Source organism: Amycolatopsis sp. NPDC005232 (assembly GCF_040607795.1).
In the GTDB taxonomy this organism is placed as follows: Bacteria; Actinomycetota; Actinomycetes; order Mycobacteriales; family Pseudonocardiaceae; genus Amycolatopsis.
Genome location: NZ_JBEXHL010000001.1, coordinates 175,880 through 191,710, shown reverse-complemented (window position 1 = coordinate 191,710; position 15,831 = coordinate 175,880). Strand labels below are relative to the sequence as shown.

Annotated in this window: 16 protein-coding genes and 1 pseudogene; 10 read left to right on the top strand and 7 right to left on the bottom strand. The window is 72.0% G+C overall.

Going from position 1 to position 15,831, the window contains the following annotated elements:
- Window positions 1-39 precede the first annotated feature (39 nt).
- Window positions 40-408 (top strand): Rv2175c family DNA-binding protein, encoded by a 369-nt coding sequence (locus tag ABZU76_RS00900; RefSeq protein ID WP_354863772.1) that lies wholly within the window; start codon window positions 40-42, stop codon window positions 406-408.
- Window positions 409-561: 153 nt separating this feature from the next.
- Here ABZU76_RS00900 and ABZU76_RS00895 read toward each other — a convergent pair whose 3' ends face one another.
- The 5 genes from ABZU76_RS00895 to merB form a co-directional block, all read right to left on the bottom strand.
- Window positions 562-1,350: an LLM class F420-dependent oxidoreductase gene (locus ABZU76_RS00895; RefSeq protein ID WP_354863770.1), complete on the bottom strand. Its 789-nt coding sequence runs from the start codon at window positions 1,348-1,350 to the stop codon at window positions 562-564.
- Between the two features lie 3 nt (window positions 1,351-1,353).
- Entirely contained in the window at window positions 1,354-2,277 is a 924-nt protein-coding gene (locus tag ABZU76_RS00890) for a phytoene/squalene synthase family protein (protein WP_354863768.1), read from the bottom strand.
- The gene (gene crtI / locus ABZU76_RS00885) at window positions 2,274-3,752 is read right to left on the bottom strand and encodes a phytoene desaturase family protein (protein WP_354863766.1); all 1,479 of its coding nucleotides are present in this window, start codon (window positions 3,750-3,752) and stop codon (window positions 2,274-2,276) included. Before crtI ends, ABZU76_RS00890 begins: the two co-directional genes overlap by 4 nt.
- Entirely contained in the window at window positions 3,749-4,840 is a 1,092-nt protein-coding gene (locus ABZU76_RS00880; protein ID WP_354863764.1) for a polyprenyl synthetase family protein, read from the bottom strand. Before ABZU76_RS00880 ends, crtI begins: the two co-directional genes overlap by 4 nt.
- Before the next feature lie 278 nt (window positions 4,841-5,118).
- Window positions 5,119-5,799, bottom strand: a complete 681-nt coding sequence (gene merB, locus ABZU76_RS00875) for an organomercurial lyase (protein WP_354863762.1) — start codon at window positions 5,797-5,799, stop codon at window positions 5,119-5,121.
- Window positions 5,800-5,900: 101 nt separating this feature from the next.
- On the opposite strand from merB, the gene ABZU76_RS00870 reads away from it, so the two are divergent.
- The 3 genes and pseudogenes from ABZU76_RS00870 to ABZU76_RS00860 all read left to right on the top strand — a co-directional run bounded on the left by ABZU76_RS00870 (window position 5,901) and on the right by ABZU76_RS00860 (window position 10,013).
- A complete protein-coding gene (locus tag ABZU76_RS00870) occupies window positions 5,901-6,785 on the top strand; it encodes a methylenetetrahydrofolate reductase (protein WP_220238058.1) in 885 nt (294 codons plus the stop codon).
- Window positions 6,786-6,827: 42 nt separating this feature from the next.
- The gene (locus tag ABZU76_RS00865) at window positions 6,828-8,513 is read left to right on the top strand and encodes a DUF885 domain-containing protein (protein WP_354863760.1); all 1,686 of its coding nucleotides are present in this window, start codon (window positions 6,828-6,830) and stop codon (window positions 8,511-8,513) included.
- Between the two features lie 586 nt (window positions 8,514-9,099).
- Window positions 9,100-10,013: pseudogene (locus ABZU76_RS00860) on the top strand (EamA family transporter).
- On the opposite strand, the gene ABZU76_RS00855 reads toward ABZU76_RS00860, so the two are convergent.
- Together ABZU76_RS00855 and ABZU76_RS00850 are read right to left on the bottom strand one after the other, a co-directional pair.
- Window positions 9,952-10,524, bottom strand: a complete 573-nt coding sequence (locus ABZU76_RS00855) for a GNAT family N-acetyltransferase (protein WP_220238060.1) — start codon at window positions 10,522-10,524, stop codon at window positions 9,952-9,954. The pseudogene ABZU76_RS00860 and the gene ABZU76_RS00855 sit on opposite strands and share 62 nt — an antisense overlap.
- Window positions 10,521-11,045: a YbaK/EbsC family protein gene (locus ABZU76_RS00850; RefSeq protein WP_354863758.1), complete on the bottom strand. Its 525-nt coding sequence runs from the start codon at window positions 11,043-11,045 to the stop codon at window positions 10,521-10,523. Before ABZU76_RS00850 ends, ABZU76_RS00855 begins: the two co-directional genes overlap by 4 nt.
- Before the next feature lie 220 nt (window positions 11,046-11,265).
- Between ABZU76_RS00850 and ABZU76_RS00845 the strand changes: the two genes are divergently transcribed.
- The 6 genes from ABZU76_RS00845 to ABZU76_RS00820 all read left to right on the top strand — a co-directional run bounded on the left by ABZU76_RS00845 (window position 11,266) and on the right by ABZU76_RS00820 (window position 15,812).
- On the top strand, window positions 11,266-11,727 hold the full coding sequence (locus ABZU76_RS00845; protein WP_220238062.1) for an SAV_6107 family HEPN domain-containing protein: 462 nt from the start codon (window positions 11,266-11,268) through the stop codon (window positions 11,725-11,727).
- Window positions 11,717-12,484 (top strand): maleylpyruvate isomerase N-terminal domain-containing protein, encoded by a 768-nt coding sequence (locus tag ABZU76_RS00840; RefSeq protein ID WP_354863756.1) that lies wholly within the window; start codon window positions 11,717-11,719, stop codon window positions 12,482-12,484. The genes ABZU76_RS00845 and ABZU76_RS00840 overlap by 11 nt, the downstream gene beginning before the upstream one ends.
- A gap of 59 nt (window positions 12,485-12,543) precedes the next feature.
- Entirely contained in the window at window positions 12,544-13,209 is a 666-nt protein-coding gene (locus tag ABZU76_RS00835) for a VOC family protein (protein ID WP_354863754.1), read from the top strand.
- Window positions 13,210-13,495: 286 nt separating this feature from the next.
- On the top strand, window positions 13,496-14,332 hold the full coding sequence (locus ABZU76_RS00830; RefSeq protein ID WP_354863752.1) for an isocitrate lyase/PEP mutase family protein: 837 nt from the start codon (window positions 13,496-13,498) through the stop codon (window positions 14,330-14,332).
- Complete coding sequence (locus ABZU76_RS00825; protein WP_354863750.1) at window positions 14,329-15,120, top strand: SDR family oxidoreductase; 792 nt, start codon at window positions 14,329-14,331, stop codon at window positions 15,118-15,120. The genes ABZU76_RS00830 and ABZU76_RS00825 overlap by 4 nt, the downstream gene beginning before the upstream one ends.
- A complete protein-coding gene (locus ABZU76_RS00820; RefSeq protein ID WP_354863748.1) occupies window positions 15,117-15,812 on the top strand; it encodes a GntR family transcriptional regulator in 696 nt (231 codons plus the stop codon). Before ABZU76_RS00825 ends, ABZU76_RS00820 begins: the two co-directional genes overlap by 4 nt.
- Window positions 15,813-15,831: the final 19 nt, after the last annotated feature.

The window sequence follows — 15,831 nt, the reverse complement described above, 5'->3', positions numbered from 1 at the left end:
CCAGTCGGGGAAGCGGTCGAATGTGGCACAGTGTCACGTGTGAGTGGGATTCCTGTCGCCGATGACGTCCTCGACTCCGCTGTCACCGTCCTTCCCCTGAATCAGGTGGCGGCCGTGCTCGGGATCTCGTCCAACAAAGTGCGCCAGATGCTGCGCGACGGTCATCTGATCGCCGTGCGCCGCAAAGGCGACCTGTGCGTGCCCAGTGACTTCTTCGTCAAAGACGGAGTGGTCAAGGGCCTGGCGGGCACCATCACGGTGCTCGCGGACTCGGGGTTCAGCCGCACCGAGATGCTGCGCTGGCTCTTCGCGGCCGACGACACGCTGCCGGGCATGACACCCGTCAACGCGCTGCGGACGAGCCACGGCACCGAGGTGAAGCGGCGCGCCCAGGCCATGGCTTTCTAGGCTTTCGCCTGATTCGCTCCGCGCCGGTCCGACCACGCGGGGTGATCGATCACGGCCTGCCGGCGGCCGCCGTGTCCGCTGTCCGAAGGTTCTGTCCGAAACGCCCGAAGGCCTCCCCGCTCGCGCGAGGAGGCCTTCGGCGAACTTCGCGTGTCAGCCGTTCTGCTTGTCGCGCCAGGCGACCCAGTTCTTGAGGGCCGTGAGGTCGTAGTCGGGACCGCCGACGCCCACCGTGAACGTGCTCACGCCCAGCTCGACGAGCTTCGGGCCGAGCTCGTCCGGGTCGCCCTGCACACCGCAGGAGCGCTCGATCTCGAGCGGGTCGCGGCCGAGGTCCGCGCAGTGCTGGTCGAGGATCTTCACCTTGCGCTCGACGACCTCCGGGTCGCCGAAGCCGTGCCAGATGTCGGCGTGCTTGGCCACGAGCTTGAGGGTCTTCTTCTCGCCGCCACCGCCGATGAGCACGGGGATCTTGCGCGTCGGCGCCGGGTTCAGCTTGCCCAGGCGGGATTCGATGCGCGGCAGCGACTCGGCGAGGTTGTCGAGGCGTCCGCCGGCGGTGCCGAACTCGTAGCCGTACTCGTCGTAGTCCTTCTCGAACCAGCCCGAGCCGATGCCGAGGATGAGCCGGCCGCCCGAGATGTGGTCGACGGTGCGGGCCATGTCCGCGAGCAGCTCCGGGTTGCGGTAGCTGTTGCACGTCACCAGCGCGCCGATCTCGACCCGGGACGTCGACTCCGCCCAGGCGCCGAGCATGGTCCAGCACTCGAAGTGCATGCCGTCGGGATCGCCGTAGAGCGGGTAGAAGTGGTCCCAGTTGAAGACGATGTCGGCGCCGATGTCCTCGGCCGCCGAGGCGGTGCGGCGGATGGTGTCGTAGTCGGCGTGCTGCGGCTGGAGCTGGAGCCCGATTCGCAGCCGCCGGTTCGAAGCGGAAGTCATGGCTCAGAGCCTACGCACGCGGCCGCGGGCCCACACGGTGAGCAGCTGCGGCAACGCCACGGCCAGCCGGCGGCCCTTGCCGACGACCGCGCGCCGGTTGAGCACGTCGTAGTCCAGCGCTTCGATCTCGTCGAGGATGCCTTCGTACAGCGTGATCGCCGTCCGCACGCAGGGCCGGGATTCGGGACGCAGCAACGGAATTCCGGCTTCGGCGCGCCGGTACACCGCGCGGGCGCGCGATACCGCGACGGCGAGCGCGCGCCGCACGCGCGGGTCGGGCAGCCCGCTCCGTCGTGCTTCCACCAGCAGTTCGCGATCCACGCCGAACACCGAAAGTTCTTCCGCCGGAAGGTAAAGCCGGCCGCGGTCGAGGTCTTCGCCGATATCCCGTAAGAAATTCGTCAGCTGGAACGCTTCCCCGAGCGCCGCGGCGCCGGGTTCGGCTTCCGCCAAGGGACCGATGGTGCCGAACACCGGCAGCATCTGCAGCCCGATCACACACGCCGAACCGTGGACGTACTCCGCCAGATCCGCGTACGTGGCGTACTCGGTGACGGTGAGGTCCATCCGCATCGAGTGCAGGAACGCGTCCACGAGCTCACGCCGGATGCCGTAGCGGCGCACGGTGTCGGCGAGCGCGGCCAGTACCGGATCGGCGGGCGCGCCCCCGTCGTAGACCTCGTCGACCATCCCGGCCACGTTGTCCAGTGCCGCCTTGGGATCGGTGCCGGGTTCGGGGTTGTCCACGAGCTCGTCGGCCATGCGCGCGAAGCCGTACAGCGCGTGCGCGGCCGGCCGGGCGCGCGCCGGCAGGAGCCGGGTGGCGAGGAAGAACGTGCGGCCGTGGTGGGCGTTGATGCGGCGGCATTCGGTGTACGCGGCGCGCAGGCCGGGGTCCGAGATGCCGGCGGCGTCCAGTTCTGTCACCGGCCGGTGATCCTTTCCGCGGCGAGACGTCCGGAGATCAGCACCGGCGGGATGCCGACGCCGGGGGTGGTGCCGCTGCCGGCGAGCACCACGTTGCCCGCGGCCCGCACGAGGTTGGCGGGGCGGAACGGGCCGGTCTGGGTGAACGTGTGGGCCAGCGAGAACGGTGTGCCCGCGGACATTCCGCGCGCGGCCCAATCTGCGGGGGTCACGACCTCGTCGACGGTGAACTCGTCGGCGAACCCCGTGAGCCCGCGGGATTCCAGCGTGCGCAGCAGTTCCGCGCGGTAGGCGGGGCCGACGCGCGGCCAGTCGATGCGGCCGCGGCGCAGGTTCGGCGCGGGCGCGAGCACCGACACGATCTCGCCGCCGTCGCCCGCCAGCCCCGGTTCCGTCGCGGTGGGACGTGTGACGAGCAGCGAGGGATCGCTCATCAGCCGGCCTTCGCGCACGATCTCGGCGAACGTCCGGTCCCAGGCGCGGCCGAAGAAGATCGTGTGGTGCCCGAGCTGCGGCCACGACCGTTTCGCGCGCCCGTGCAGGACCACGGCCGAAGGCGAGTAACGCAGCGGAAGCACCCGGCTGGGCCGGGCGCCCAGCAGTCGGTACGCGGTGCCGAGCTCGGTGGCGAGCACCACCGCGTCGCACTCGATCCGCTCGCCCGAGCGGGTGCGCACGGCCCGCACCCGCGACGACACGCGTTCCAGCCACGCCGCTTCGGTGCCGAAACGCAGGTCGGCGCCCGCTTTCGCAGCGGCCGCGGCCATCGTGCGCGCGACCGCGCCCATGCCGCCGCGCGGGTAGTAGACGCCGCCGACGGTGTCCATGTACGCGATCACGCCGTACGCGCCGAGCGCCCGCGCCGGGTCCAGTCCGGCGTAGAGCGCCTGGAAGGAGAACAGCCGGCGCACGCGTTCGTCGCGCAGGAACCGCGCGACTTTCGGGCCGAGCCGCCCGAACCCGCCCAGCGCGGCGAGCTTCACCAGCTCCGGGCGCGCGAGGTCGAGCGGTGAATCGAAGTTGGCGCCGATGAAGTGGTCCTTCTGCGCCGCGTACAGGTCGGTGAGCCAGCGCCGCAGCGCGCGGTAACCGGCGGCCTCGGCGGGGCCGGCGAACGCGCGGATCTCGGCCTCCATCGCGTCGCCGTCGGTGCGCAGCGCGAGCGTGCTGCCGTCGGCGAAGCGGGCGTGGTAGGCGGGGTCGAGCTGGGTGAGCGGCAACGTGTCCGCCAGCGATTCGCCGACGGCGTGCAGCGCCTCCTCCACCAGTTCCGGCATGGTCAGCACGCTCGCGCCGGTGTCCACGGCGTTGGCGCCGAAGTCCTGCTGCCCGGCGCGCCCGCCCGGCACCTTGCCCTGCTCCAGCAGCGTCACGCGGCGGCCCGCGCCGAGCAGGTGCAGCGACGCCGAAAGACCGGCCAGCCCCGCTCCGACCACCACCACGTGGTCGGTGGGTCCGGAGACGGTCTTGGTCACGAGGTCCGCCGCGTCGCCTTGCCGACGAGGTCGGCCAGCGCGGCCGGAGCCGGCTCGGCCAGGTGCGCGCGCTCGAGGGCGGCCATCGCCGAGGCGGTGAGGTCGTCGATGCGGTGTTCCACGGCGTCGACGGCGCCGACGCCGGTCAGGGCTTCGCGCACGGCGTCGACGGCCGTGTTGGACAGGTCGGCCTTGCCGATGGCGCCGGCGATCACCTTGGCGGCGGTGCGGTCGCCCCGCTCGTCGGCCAGCTGCAGGCCCAGGGCTACGAGCAGGGTGCGCTTGCCCTCGCGCAGGTCGTCGCCCGCGGGCTTGCCGGTCACGGACGGGTCGCCGAACACGCCGAGCAGGTCGTCGCGCAGCTGGAACGCCACGCCGACGTCGCCGCCGAACTCGAGCAGCGTGTCGACGAGCCGGTCGTCGGCCCCGGCGAGGGCGGCGCCGAGGTGCAGCGGGCGCTGCACGGTGTAGGCGGCGGTCTTCAGCCGGTCGATGCGCAGCGCGGCCTCGGGCGACGCGTCGCCGACGGCCTGCGTGCGGACGTCGAGGTACTGGCCCGCGAGGACCTCCGTGCGCATGGCGCGCCAGGCCGGGCGGGCCTTCGCCAGCGTCTGGGCGGGAAGCGGGGCCTCGGCGAACATGTCGTCGGCCCACGCGAGCGCGAGGTCGCCGACGAGCACCGCCGTGGCCAGCCCGAACGTCGCGGGCGATCCCAGCCAGCCGTGGTCGGCGTGCACCTTGGCCGACGCGACGTGCACGGTCGGGTTGCCGCGGCGCGAGTCGGAGGAGTCGATGAGGTCGTCGTGGATCAGCGCACACGCCTGGATCAGCTCGAGGCTCGCCACGACCTGCAGCGCGCCCTCGGCGGCTTCCCCGGAGGCCGCCCCGCCGGCTCCGCGCCAGCCCCACCACGCGAACGTCGGCCGGATGCGCTTGCCGCCGCACATCACGAAGCCCGACAGCACGTCGATGCCCGCCGCGACGCTCGGCTCCGTGCGCACGATCTCGTCGCCCGCACGGTCGAGGAACGCGGTCAGCGCACGCTCGACGTGGGCAGGCAGATCGTCGTCGAAACCGGGCGCGTCCATGCCGCCATTCTCCGGGGCGCGGGCTCGGCCGGTCGCGCCGGGTGCCCCCGATGTGGCGCACGAGACGCCGGATGCGGCTGACCGCCCTCGCACCGGTCACGGTGGGCCCGCGTGTGCTCAGGCCCCCCGGCCTGGCGTCGTCCTGGTGGTGGGCATCGGCGGCCGGGTCCCGCCCGCCGACGTGATGCGGGATCTCCGGGGCCAGGCGAGCGCGGCCGGAAACCGCCCGCGGTCTCGGCTCACCCGGTCGAACGGGTGAGTCGCGACGTCAGGCCCGCTCAGCCGGTCCAGAACTCGCCGGGCAGCCCGGCGGCGGTGAAGTACGCGGCGGCTTCGGCCGGTTCCCGGCGCTGGTAGCCGTACTCCAGCCGCCCGGCGTACCAGCCTTCGGCCAGGCGCCACAGAGCCGGGAGGTCGAGCACGGCGCCCTTCTCCATCCCCGTGCGCTCGGTCCATTCGTCCACACAGGACTCGCCGCAGAACAGGCGCTGCACGGAACACGTGTGGCGCACGTCGTCCCACATCCGGGCCGTCGGCACGGGGAAATGGGCGACCTGCGGCCCTTCCGGCGGCGCTTCGCGGCTCACGACGAGGGCCGTGGGCTCAGTGCAGCACGGGCAGCGCGTGGCGATCAGCACTTCGGGCTCGGCGCGCACCAGGTGCGGGATCGCGAACGAGTCCCACGCGCAGCCGCCCCACCACAGCGTGCGCTCGCCCATCACGGAGAAACCCAGCGGAATCGCCGCGAACGGGTGGGCCAGCACCACGTGCTCGCACTCGTCGAGGACCAGGTGGCGGGCGTCGGCGAGGCGGTGCAGCGCCTGCTTGGCCACGGCGAGCGAACCGTGGGCCGCGTCGGCCAGCTCCGGTGCTGTGGGCGCGCGTCCGTGGGCGGCGAAGGCCTGGTACACGGCCACTCGCACGTCTTCGTCCCAGGCGGTGTCGTCTTCGCGGCTCATGACTGGCTCCTCGCCGGAGGGTGCGAGTCCGACGGTACCCGTGGCCAAGGCCACGCGCCGCGGCTCCCAGCGTCCGGTTCCGCCCACTAACATGTCCTTTCATGACGTCGGTGATCGAGCGGTTGCAGGGGGACGGGCCCCGGTTCTCCATCGAGTTCTTCCCGCCCCGCGACGAGGCCGACGAGGCTGTGCTGTGGCGCTCCATCCGGGAGCTCGAGCCGTTCGACCCGGCGTACATGTCGATCACCTACGGCGCGGGCGGCTCGAGCCGCGACGGCACGATCCGCAGCATCGCCCGCGTCGCCACCGAGACCACGCTCTGCCCGATGGCGCACCTGACCGCGGTCGACCACTCGGTGTCGGAGCTGCGCAACGTGATCGGCTGGTACGCGGCCGTCGGCGTGCGCAACATCCTCGCGCTGCGCGGCGACCCGGCCGGCGAGGTCTACGGCGACTGGGTGCCGCACCCCGAAGGCCTGACCTACGCCGAGGAGCTGGTGGAGCTCATCCGCTCACTGGGCGACTTCTGCGTCGGCGTGTCGGCGTTCCCCTACGGCCACCCGCGGTCGCCGGATCTGGAGTCGGACACCAAGTACCTCGTGCGGAAGTTCCGCGCCGGGGCCGATTTCGCCATCGCACAGCTGTTTTTCGAGGCCGAGGACTTCCTGCGGCTGCGCGACCGCGTGGCCGCCGCGGGCTGCGACGCGCTGGTGCTGCCCGGCATCATGCCGCTGACCACGCTGCGCACCCTGCACACCACGATCAAGCTCTCCGGCGCGCCCGCGTCGCAGCGGCTGCTCGACCGGCTGGAACCCCTTTCGGACGACCCGAAGGCGTTCCGCGCGGCCGGGATCGACGCTGTCACCGAATTGGGTGAGAAACTGATCGCCGAAGGCGTGCCGGATCTGCACTTCTACACGTTCAACCGCTCCAAGGCCACGCGCGAGGTGGTGACGCGCCTCGGGCTCGTGCCGGCGCGCGCGTAAGTCCGTACCCCCGGCAGGGCCCAGGCCGGTACGGTTCGGCCCATGGCTTCCACCGAACACAGCGTGCACGGGATTTCCGACCGGTACGTCGACGATTACGCGGCCGTGGACCCGGTCGCTGCCACCATGCTCGGCGTCGCGGGGTACGACGACCAGCTCACCGACTACTCGCCCGCCGGCCACGCGGCCCGGGCCGCGCTCGCGGCGAAGGCGCTCGCGGAGGTCACCGCCGCCGAGCCCGCCGACGCGGGGGAGCGGGTCGCGAAGGCGGTGTTCACCGAGCGCGTGGGCCTGGACGTGGAGATCCACGACGCCGGCCTCGACGTCGCCGCGCTGAACGTGATCGCGAGTCCGGTGCAGGACCTGCGCATGGTGTTCGACCTGATGCCGATGGACACGCCCGAGCAGTGGGCCGACATCGCGGCCCGCCTGAAGAAGGTGCCCGACGCACTCGCGGGGGTGCGCGCTTCGCTGCTGACCGCGGCCGACGCGGGGCGCGTGTCGGCGCTGCGGCAGGTGGGCAAAGTCGCCGAGCAGTGCGAGACCTACGCCGGCCTCGGCGAGGGGCCGAGCTTCTTCACCGGGCTCGTGGGCAGCGCCGGCGAGGTGGGTGCTGCGTTGTCCGGCGACCTGCGGGCGGGCGCCCGCGCGGCCGACGAGGCGTTCGCGGAGTTCGCGGGCTTCCTGCGCGCCGAGCTCGCGCCGAGGGCCCCGGCCAAGGACGCCGTGGGCGAGGACGTCTACCGGCTGTGGTCGCGCTACTTCATCGGTGCCGAGCTGGATCTGCGCGAGGCGTACGAGTGGGGCTGGCACGAGTTCGCCCGCATCGACACCGAGATGCGCGCGGTGGCCGAGCGGATCCGTCCGGGCGCGTCCGTCGCGGAAGCCGCCGCGGCGCTCGACGCCGACCCGCGCTACCGCGTTCAGGGGCGTCCGCAGTTCGAGGCCTGGATGCAGTCGCTGTCCGACGAGGCCCTGAAGTCCTTGCGCGGCAAGCACTTCGACATCCCCGACCGGCTGATGGCGCTGGAGTGCCGCATCGCCCCGCCGGGCGGTGGCGTCGGCGCGTACTACACCGGGCCGAGCGAGGACTTCACTCGTCCGGGTCGGATGTGGTGGTCGCTGCCGGCGGACAAGGACGAGTTCACCACCTGGCGCGAAGTGTCCACTGTGTACCACGAGGGCGTGCCGGGCCACCACCTGCAGATCGCGACGGCTGTCAACCAGGCCGCGTCACTCAACAAGTACCAGCGGCTCATGACCTTCATCTCCGCCCACGGCGAGGGCTGGGCACTGTATTCCGAGCGCCTCATGCAGGAACTCGGCTACCTCTCCGACGACGGCAACCTGCTGGGGATGCTTTCGGAGCAGCTGTTCCGCGCCGCCCGCGTCGTGGTCGACCTCGGCATGCACCTGGAACTGGAAATCCCGCGCGGCACGGGCTTTCACGAGGGATCGCGCTGGACCCCGGACCTCGGCCTGGAGTTCCTGCTCACGCGCACCATCACCGACCAGGCCCACGTCCGCGACGAGATCGACCGCTACCTCGGCTGGCCCGGCCAGGCCCCCGCGTACAAACTCGGCGAACGCCTCTGGCTCGCCGCCCGCGACGACGCTCGCCGGCGGCTGGGGGACGCGTTCGACATCAAGCAGTTCCACACGCGGGCGCTGGAGATGGGCGGGATGGGGCTGGACACGTTGCGGGAGCAGCTGGCTTTGCTGAACTGAGTCGCTTCCCCGCTCCCGCACTCCGCGCATGTTCGCGAAGTGCGGGAGCAGTCGGTTTCCTCGAGCTGAACACGCTGTGGGAGCGGCTGGTTTCGACGAGCTGACTTCGGCGGCTGGCTCAGGGCCGGACGATCGCTGGTCTTCCCTATTCAGCCGGTCGGATTTCTCCTTGCACAGTAACGAGTTCCCGAGTTGTCCACAGCTGCCTCGAGTTGTGGACAGCTCGGCCCCAGATCGGCTCGACGCCGGGTTTTGTCGGCGGGGGCCGATAGAATGGACATGGGCGCGCCCCCTCGGGGAGGGCGGGGGATGTCCGCCGCGGGTGGTGGCCTTGCAATAGGGCTACAAGTGCCGTCTTCCCTTCCTCCACCCCAAAACCCATGGCCCCACCATCGCCGCTGCCCCTAGACTCCCGCCCGTGCACCGGATCTTCCTCGTCACCCCGCCCCCCGCGCGCTGAGCGGGGTGGTGTCCGCCGCGTGAGTCCGCCACAGGACTCCGCGGCTGATCAGTGCTGCACGAAACTGCACGAAAAACCGCCCCGTGTCGTCGATGTCCGAAATCCTTCGACGCTGGAGCGTTGTCCATGTCTGTTGTCCTGTCCGAGCGCGCCCGCGGGTCGGTCGCGCTCGTCGTCGCCGGGGTGTTGTGGGGGACCGGGGGTTGGCCGGGTCGTTGCTCGGGCAGCTCGCCGGGTTGCACCCGCTGGCCGTCGCCGCGTATCGGTTGCTGCTGGGGGGTGCGGCGGCGATCGCGTTGTCCGGCAAGGGGATTCCGCGAACGCGCACGCAAATCAGGCGCGTGCTCGTCGTCGGCGCGTTGTTCGCGTTCTTCCAGACGACCTACTTCGCCGCCGTCGCGCTCGGGTCGGTCGCCACGGCGACCATGACCACCATCGGCGCCGCGCCTGTCATGCTCACCATCGCCACGGCGATCCGGAAGCGCCGGGCACCGCGGTCCTGGACCGTGCTGTCGGTCGTCGGCTCGCTGATCGGCCTGGTGCTGCTGTCCTGGGAGCCGCACGTCGAAACGTCCAAAGCAGCCATCGTCCTGGCCCTCGCTGCGGCCGCCGGGTTCGCCGTCCTTACCACGCGCCCGGTCGACGACCCCCTGGCCACCACCGCGTACGGCTGCCTCACCGGCGGCCTCCTGCTCGCCCCGGCCGCTCTCACGCTGGGCATGGCACTGCCCGCCCGGTCCGACGTGCTGCTCGTCGCCGTCTACTTCGGCGTCGTGCCGACGGCGCTCGCGTACGCCGCGTACTTCAAGGGCCTCACCACGGCCCACCCTGTGCTCGGCGCGCTCTCGGCGCTGCTCGAACCCCTCACGGCGACGATCCTGTCCGTCGCCTTCCTCCACGAGCACCTGAGCCCGCAGGCCTGGGGCGGCGCGGCTCTCCTGACCGCGGCGCTGGCCGTCGGCTACTGGCGCCCGGAACCTACTTCGGGTCGAGCGGCAGCGGACGGCCGAGGATCGCGAACGGACGCGGGTCGCCCGTGAACTGGTAGTCGCGCAGCACGTCGAGGAAGCCGGTGCGCCGGTACAGCTTCCACGCCCGGCTGGTGCCTTCGGGCGTGGACAGCAGCACGTGGGCGTTCGGGACGCCATCGAGCAGCCGGCGCAGCAGATCCTCGCCGATCTGCTTGCCCTGGCTCTCGGGGCGCACGTGGATCTCGGTGAGCTCGAAGTAGTCGCTCATCCACCGCTCGGCCTCCTCGGGGCCGGAGCGGCGGGTGAGGCCGTGGCGCACCTGCTCGTGCCACCACTGCCCGGCGCGGCCCTTGTACCCGTAGGCGAGGCCGAGCAGCACGTCGTCGGCGTCGAGGGCGGCCACGCAGCGCCAGCCCTCGCGCAACGCGTGGGTGAGCCACATCGGCGCACGCTGCTCGGCCGTGCCTTCGGGGTACTGCATGGCCTTCACGTAGATGGCCAGGGCTTCGGGCAGGCGTGTGCGGAACTCGTCCGCGGACAACTGCACGTATCGGGAACACCCGGAGGACATGGCGGTCACGGCTGTCCATCCTCCACTCCCGCCGCGAGCGCGCCCGGGGTGCCCCCGGTCAGCTCGACGAGCCCGTCGAACGTCGTCGGGAACACCGACTTCGGGTGCCCGGCCGCGGCCCACACCTCGTCGTACGCGCGCAGGGCCGTGTCCACGAGTGTCACGAGCCGCCGGGGGTGCCCGACGGGGGCGACGCCGCCGATGGGCTGGCCGGTGTGCTCACGCACGAAGTCCGCGTCGGCCTTGCCCACCTCGGCGAGGCCGGCGAGCGCGGCCAGGCGGGCCGGGTCGGCTCGGTGCGCGCCGGAGGTCAGGGCGAGCAGGGCCGTCTCCTCGCCACCGGCCGTGCGGGCGCGGAACACGAGGCTGTTGGCGATCGCGCCGACCTCGACCCCGAGCGCTTCGCCGGCCTGGGCCGCGGTGCGGACCTCGGCCGGCAGCACGCGCACACCCTCGGCGGCGGCCTGCTGGCCTGCTTCGCTCAGGGCGGCTGTGACCTTGGCGACGGCGGGATGGTCGAGGGAGCTCATCCGGTTATGAGATCACGCCAACGGCACCGTGTCCCGCACCACGTCCCCGGATTCCACCGGCGGGGTTGAGAGAACGCGGCACCGGGGGTTACTCTGGAAATCGTTCGAACAGACGTTCGACATCCGGTGAGTGTTCACCGGCAGGTGCCCGGCGAGGGGCGGGGGAAGCGCCCCGCAGCCGGGTACCTGCCGGACTCGCCCGAGCGGGAGGAGGGTCGTCATGTCCGTCTCGGTCGTGTCCCCTGACCCCGGGCAGCCCCAGCTGCCCCTGTCGCTGCGCCCGCCGGCACCCCCGGCGGCGGCCACCCTGCTCGCCCAGGCCAAGCGTGGTCTGGCCGACGCCGAAAACGAACGTGATCCCGCCGAGCGGTTCATCGGCGCCTACCTCTCGGCTCTGCGCGGTGCGGCCGCGGTGCTCGCCGTGCGCGGTCGGCCACGCCGGGGCCGCGGCCGTCCCGCCAGCGGCTGGGTGCTGCTCGACGCCGTGGCGCCGGAGCTGCAGGAGTGGTCTGCCTTCTTCGCGGCCAACTCGGCCACGCGCGCGGCCGCCGAGGCCGGCATCACCGGAAAGGTCACGGCCGAGTCGGCCGCGAACCTGCTGCGCGCCACCGGTCTGTTCCTCGAGCTGGTCCGCCGGCTCGTCCACGGCCTGCCCATCTCCGGCCAAGCCCATGTCGCGTGAGCTCGGTCCGGTCGACCACGGCCGGTTGCTCGAAGCGCTGGAGATCGAAGCGCGCGTGCTGGGGGAGGTGGCGCACGCGGCGTCGGCCGAGGCGCCGGTGCCCACGGCCCCCGGCTGGACGCTGGGGGAGCTGCTGCGCCACGTCGGCAGCGTCCACCGCGTCACCCTCGGCTGGCTGCGCGAGGGCCACAAGCCCGCGCAGTGGCAGCGCATGCCGCGCCAGGACGAAACGGTCGCGGAGTACTACGCCTCGGGCCGCGACGTACTGATCGCCGAACTGGCCGCCCACGACCCGGCCGACCACGCGGCCACCTGGTGGGCTGCCGACCCGACCTACGGCTTCTGGCGCCGTCGCACGCTCCACGAAACGCTCGTCCACCGCGTCGACGCCGAGCGCGCCGCCGGCGTCGACCACCCGGCTGTGCCCGCCGACCTCGCCACCGACGGCGTCGACGAGGCCCTCACCCTGTACTTCGGCCACAAGCTCGCCCTGCTCGGCCTCACCGGCACCCGCCACGGCACCGTCGGCATCCGGACCGGCGGGCACAGCTGGATCGCCCGCGCCGGCCCCGAAACCATGGACGCGTGGCGCTGCTCGCCCGAGGAGGCCCAGTCCGCCGACGAACTCGTCAGCGGCGACCCGGCCAACGTCTACCTCTGGCTGTGGGGCCGCGCCGCCCCGACCGCCGTCGTCTCCTCGGGCGGCCACGACCTGGCCGCCCAACTCTGGGCCTTGCTGCGGCTGGCCACCCGCTAGAACCGGAAAGTGGGGAAGCTTCCCCGGTTCCTGTCGGTGGTCGCCGCTACCGTCGGCTCATGAGCACGCCCAGCCGGCCGGTCGACAGCTTCACCGTCGATCGCCTCACCGTCGACGCAGCGCGGCCCCTCGCCCTCGCCGGGTTCTGGGCCGCGCTGCTCGGCTGGCGCCAGGACGGCCCGGTCGTACGGCCCCCGGACACCGACGGTTGCGAGTTCGCCCTCGCCTTCGTCCCCGAGACGGCCGCCAAAACGCACAAGAACCGGCTCCACCTCGACCTGTCCAGCCGCACCCTCGACCGCCAGCGTGAGGTGGTGGCGCACGCCCGGATGCTCGGTGCGCGCCTCCTGGACGTCGGTCAGGGTGACGTGCCCTGGGTCGTCCTCGCCGATCCTGAGGGCAACGAGTTCTGCGTACTCGAGCCCCGGCCCGAGTACGCCGACACGGGCGCACTGGCCGCGCTCGTCGTCGATTCCCACGACCCGGCCCGCCTCGCCGCCTTCTGGTCGGCGTTGATCGGATGGCCGGTGACGTCGACCCACGCGGAGATCACCGGCCTGCGCAGCCCCTCGGCCCGCGGACCGGCGATCGAGTTCCTGCTCTCGACGGAGCCCCAACGCGGCCGCAACCGCCTTCGCCCCGCCCTGCGCACGCCGGCGCCGAGCGAGCCCGCCGACGCCACGGATCCCGAGGGCAACGAGTACTCGCTCACTCCTCACGTCTGAAGAAAAGATCAATACAGCGCGGGCTTGTTAGCCCGCGGCCAACCGGCCACTGTTGGACGAGATCGTGGACTTCTACACGGAGTTCGGTTCGGCTTCGGCGCGTACGAACAGGGCCTGGGAACCGCGGCGACGCGTGAAACCGGCCGCCACTGACCACCTCCGCGGTCACCACCCTGCCGATGTCCATCGTCCGACAATCGACAGTTGACTGCCTCACCGTCGAGCAATGACAGTGAGCCCCATGGTGACCAGCAGTGATCACGAAGTTCGCGCCGTTCGAGCGCGGATGCGAGAGCTCCTCGCGCGGCCCGGATGTGTGGTGGCCCCCGGGTGTCATGACGCGCTCGCGGCGCGGATCGCGCAGGACGAGGGGTTCGAGGCCGTTTACCTGTCCGGCAACGCGGCCTCCGCGGGCTTGCTCGGGCGGCCGGACGTCGGGCTCGCCGACCGGCACGAGATGACCGAGCGGGCACGCTGGGTGACGGGTTCGGTCGCGCTCCCGGTTCTCGCCGACGCCGATGCCGGGTACGGCGACAGGCACGCCGTCGCGCGTACGGTGCGCGAGTTCGAGGCGGCGGGCGTCGCCGGCATCCACCTCGAGGACCAGGACCTGCCCAAGCGCTGCGGTGCGATGGAGGGGGTCCGGATCGTCCCCTTCGACGACGCCATCGCGAGGCTGCGCGCGGCCTTGAAGGCCCGCACCGACCCCGACTTCCTCATCATCGCCCGCACCGACGCGCTCGCCCTCGGCGACGAGGCCGAAGCCCTCCGGCGGGCAGAGGCGTTCGCCGAGGAGGGCGCCGACCTGGTGATGGTGGAGGATGTCCGGTCCGAGGACCAGGTGCGCCGGCTGCCGAAGCTGCTGCCCGGCGTCCCGCTGCTGTTCGACGCGTTCGAGGTCTGGCCCTGGACGCTGCGGGACACGGCCGAGCTCGGCGAGCTGGGTTACAAGATCGCGATCATGTGCCTGTCCACCACGCTCGCGTACGCGCAGGCCGCCCGCACGGTCCTGCGGGCGATCCGCGACGAGGGGTCCACTCGCGGCGTCCTCAGCACCCTGATGCCGCTGGCCGAATACGAACGCGTGCTCGGCATCGCCGAGTTCGAGAGCGAGGCGAAATGACCGTCACCCTCGTCACCGGCGGAGCCGGCGGCTTCGGCCGCGAGATCGGCGCCCGCCTCTCAGCGCGCGGAGACGACGTCGTGCTCGTCGACCGCGGTGACGCCGTCGCGGCCGCCGCCGAGCTGCCCCGCGGCCCGGGGCAGCGCCACCTCGGCCTGCACTGCGACCTGCGCGACGAAGGTTCCGTCGCCGCCGCCTTCGCCGAGGCCGAAAGTGAGCTCGGCACCGTGGCCACGCTCGTGAACAGCGGCGGCGTTCGCGAAATCGTCAACATCCTCGACATCACGCTGGCCGAGTGGGACGACGTGCTCGCGACCAACCTCACCGGCACCTTCCTCACCTGCCGTGAGTTCGCCCGCCGCGCGGTGTCCGAAAAGGACGGAACACCCCGCGCCATCGTGAACATCGCCTCGGTCGCCGGCCTCACGGGCATCAGCAACCGCCCGGCCTACTCCGCGAGCAAACACGGCGTCATCGGCCTGTCCCGCAACCTTTCCACGGATCTGGGCCGCTTCCGCATCCGCGTGAACGTGGTCGCGCCGGGCACGATCCGCACGCCGATGACCGAGAGCTACTACCACGACCAGGACTTCGTCGACTCGCTCACCGCCGTCGTGCCGCTCGGCGCGGGCGGCACGGCCCGGGACGTCGCCGACGCCGTCGCTTTCCTGTCCGGCCCGGAAAGCGGCTTCATCACCGGAGCCGTGCTGCCCGTCGACGGCGGCTGGTCGGCGGAGAAGAGTTACAGCGTCAACACGAACAGCGCCTACCACGGGAACACCCGATGAGCGGGCTCCTCGAACGGCGGACGCTGCGCCAGCAGCTCGTGGACAGCCTCCGCGCCGAAATCGCCTCCGGCGAGCTGGGCGCGGGCAGCGCGCTGGTCGAAAACGCGCTCAGCGAACGGTTCCAGGTCAGCCGCGGCACCGTCCGCGAGGCGCTGCGCGAGCTGCACGACCAGGGTCTGGTGGTGCAGCGGCCGCGCACCGGCACGTTCGTGCGCCGGCTCAGCCCCGCCGACATCACCGAGATCTACGACGTGCGCGCCGCGCTGGAAGGGCGCGCGGCCGTGGCGATCGCGCGCTCACCGCTGTGGGACGACTACGCGGACCAGCTCGAGCGGCACGTCGACGAGATGCACCGCGCCCGCACCGGCACGTTCCTAGACCGCATCCGCCTCGACCTCGAGTTCCACCGGCTGCTGTGCAAGCTGTCCGGCAACAACACGCTCGCCCAGGCGTGGGAGCACCTCGTGACCCAGATGCTCTCGGTCCACGCCGGCATGGGCGAATCGCTGGTCCTTCCGCTGATGGCCGCGGAGGACCACCTGGTGTTCGTCGACGCCATCCGCTCGCGCGAACCCGCCCGGATCCAGGCCACGTTCGACGAGATCATGGCCCACTCCGCGGCCCAGCTGCTCGCCTCGATGCGCGACCCCGCCCACGGCACCACTGGCTACTCCGATTCGACCCCCCACTAGATCGCCGGTACTCGACGAG

Bases quoted from the DNA above. Each gene is read 5' to 3' on its own strand.
- ABZU76_RS00850 (WP_354863758.1), bottom strand. From the start codon at position 11,045: ATGAGCTCCCTCGACCATCCCGCCGTCGCCAAGGTCACAGCCGCCCTG.
- ABZU76_RS00825 (WP_354863750.1), top strand. From the start codon at position 14,329: ATGACCGTCACCCTCGTCACCGGCGGAGCCGGCGGCTTCGGCCGCGAG.
- ABZU76_RS00830 (WP_354863752.1), top strand. From the start codon at position 13,496: ATGCGAGAGCTCCTCGCGCGGCCCGGATGTGTGGTGGCCCCCGGGTGT.
- ABZU76_RS00880 (WP_354863764.1), bottom strand. From the start codon at position 4,840: ATGGACGCGCCCGGTTTCGACGACGATCTGCCTGCCCACGTCGAGCGT.
- ABZU76_RS00820 (WP_354863748.1), top strand. From the start codon at position 15,117: ATGAGCGGGCTCCTCGAACGGCGGACGCTGCGCCAGCAGCTCGTGGAC.
- ABZU76_RS00895 (WP_354863770.1), bottom strand. From the start codon at position 1,350: ATGACTTCCGCTTCGAACCGGCGGCTGCGAATCGGGCTCCAGCTCCAG.
- ABZU76_RS00835 (WP_354863754.1), top strand. From the start codon at position 12,544: ATGAGCACGCCCAGCCGGCCGGTCGACAGCTTCACCGTCGATCGCCTC.
- ABZU76_RS00865 (WP_354863760.1), top strand. From the start codon at position 6,828: ATGGCTTCCACCGAACACAGCGTGCACGGGATTTCCGACCGGTACGTC.
- merB (WP_354863762.1), bottom strand. From the start codon at position 5,799: ATGAGCCGCGAAGACGACACCGCCTGGGACGAAGACGTGCGAGTGGCC.
- ABZU76_RS00870 (WP_220238058.1), top strand. From the start codon at position 5,901: ATGACGTCGGTGATCGAGCGGTTGCAGGGGGACGGGCCCCGGTTCTCC.
- ABZU76_RS00845 (WP_220238062.1), top strand. From the start codon at position 11,266: ATGTCCGTCTCGGTCGTGTCCCCTGACCCCGGGCAGCCCCAGCTGCCC.
- ABZU76_RS00840 (WP_354863756.1), top strand. From the start codon at position 11,717: ATGTCGCGTGAGCTCGGTCCGGTCGACCACGGCCGGTTGCTCGAAGCG.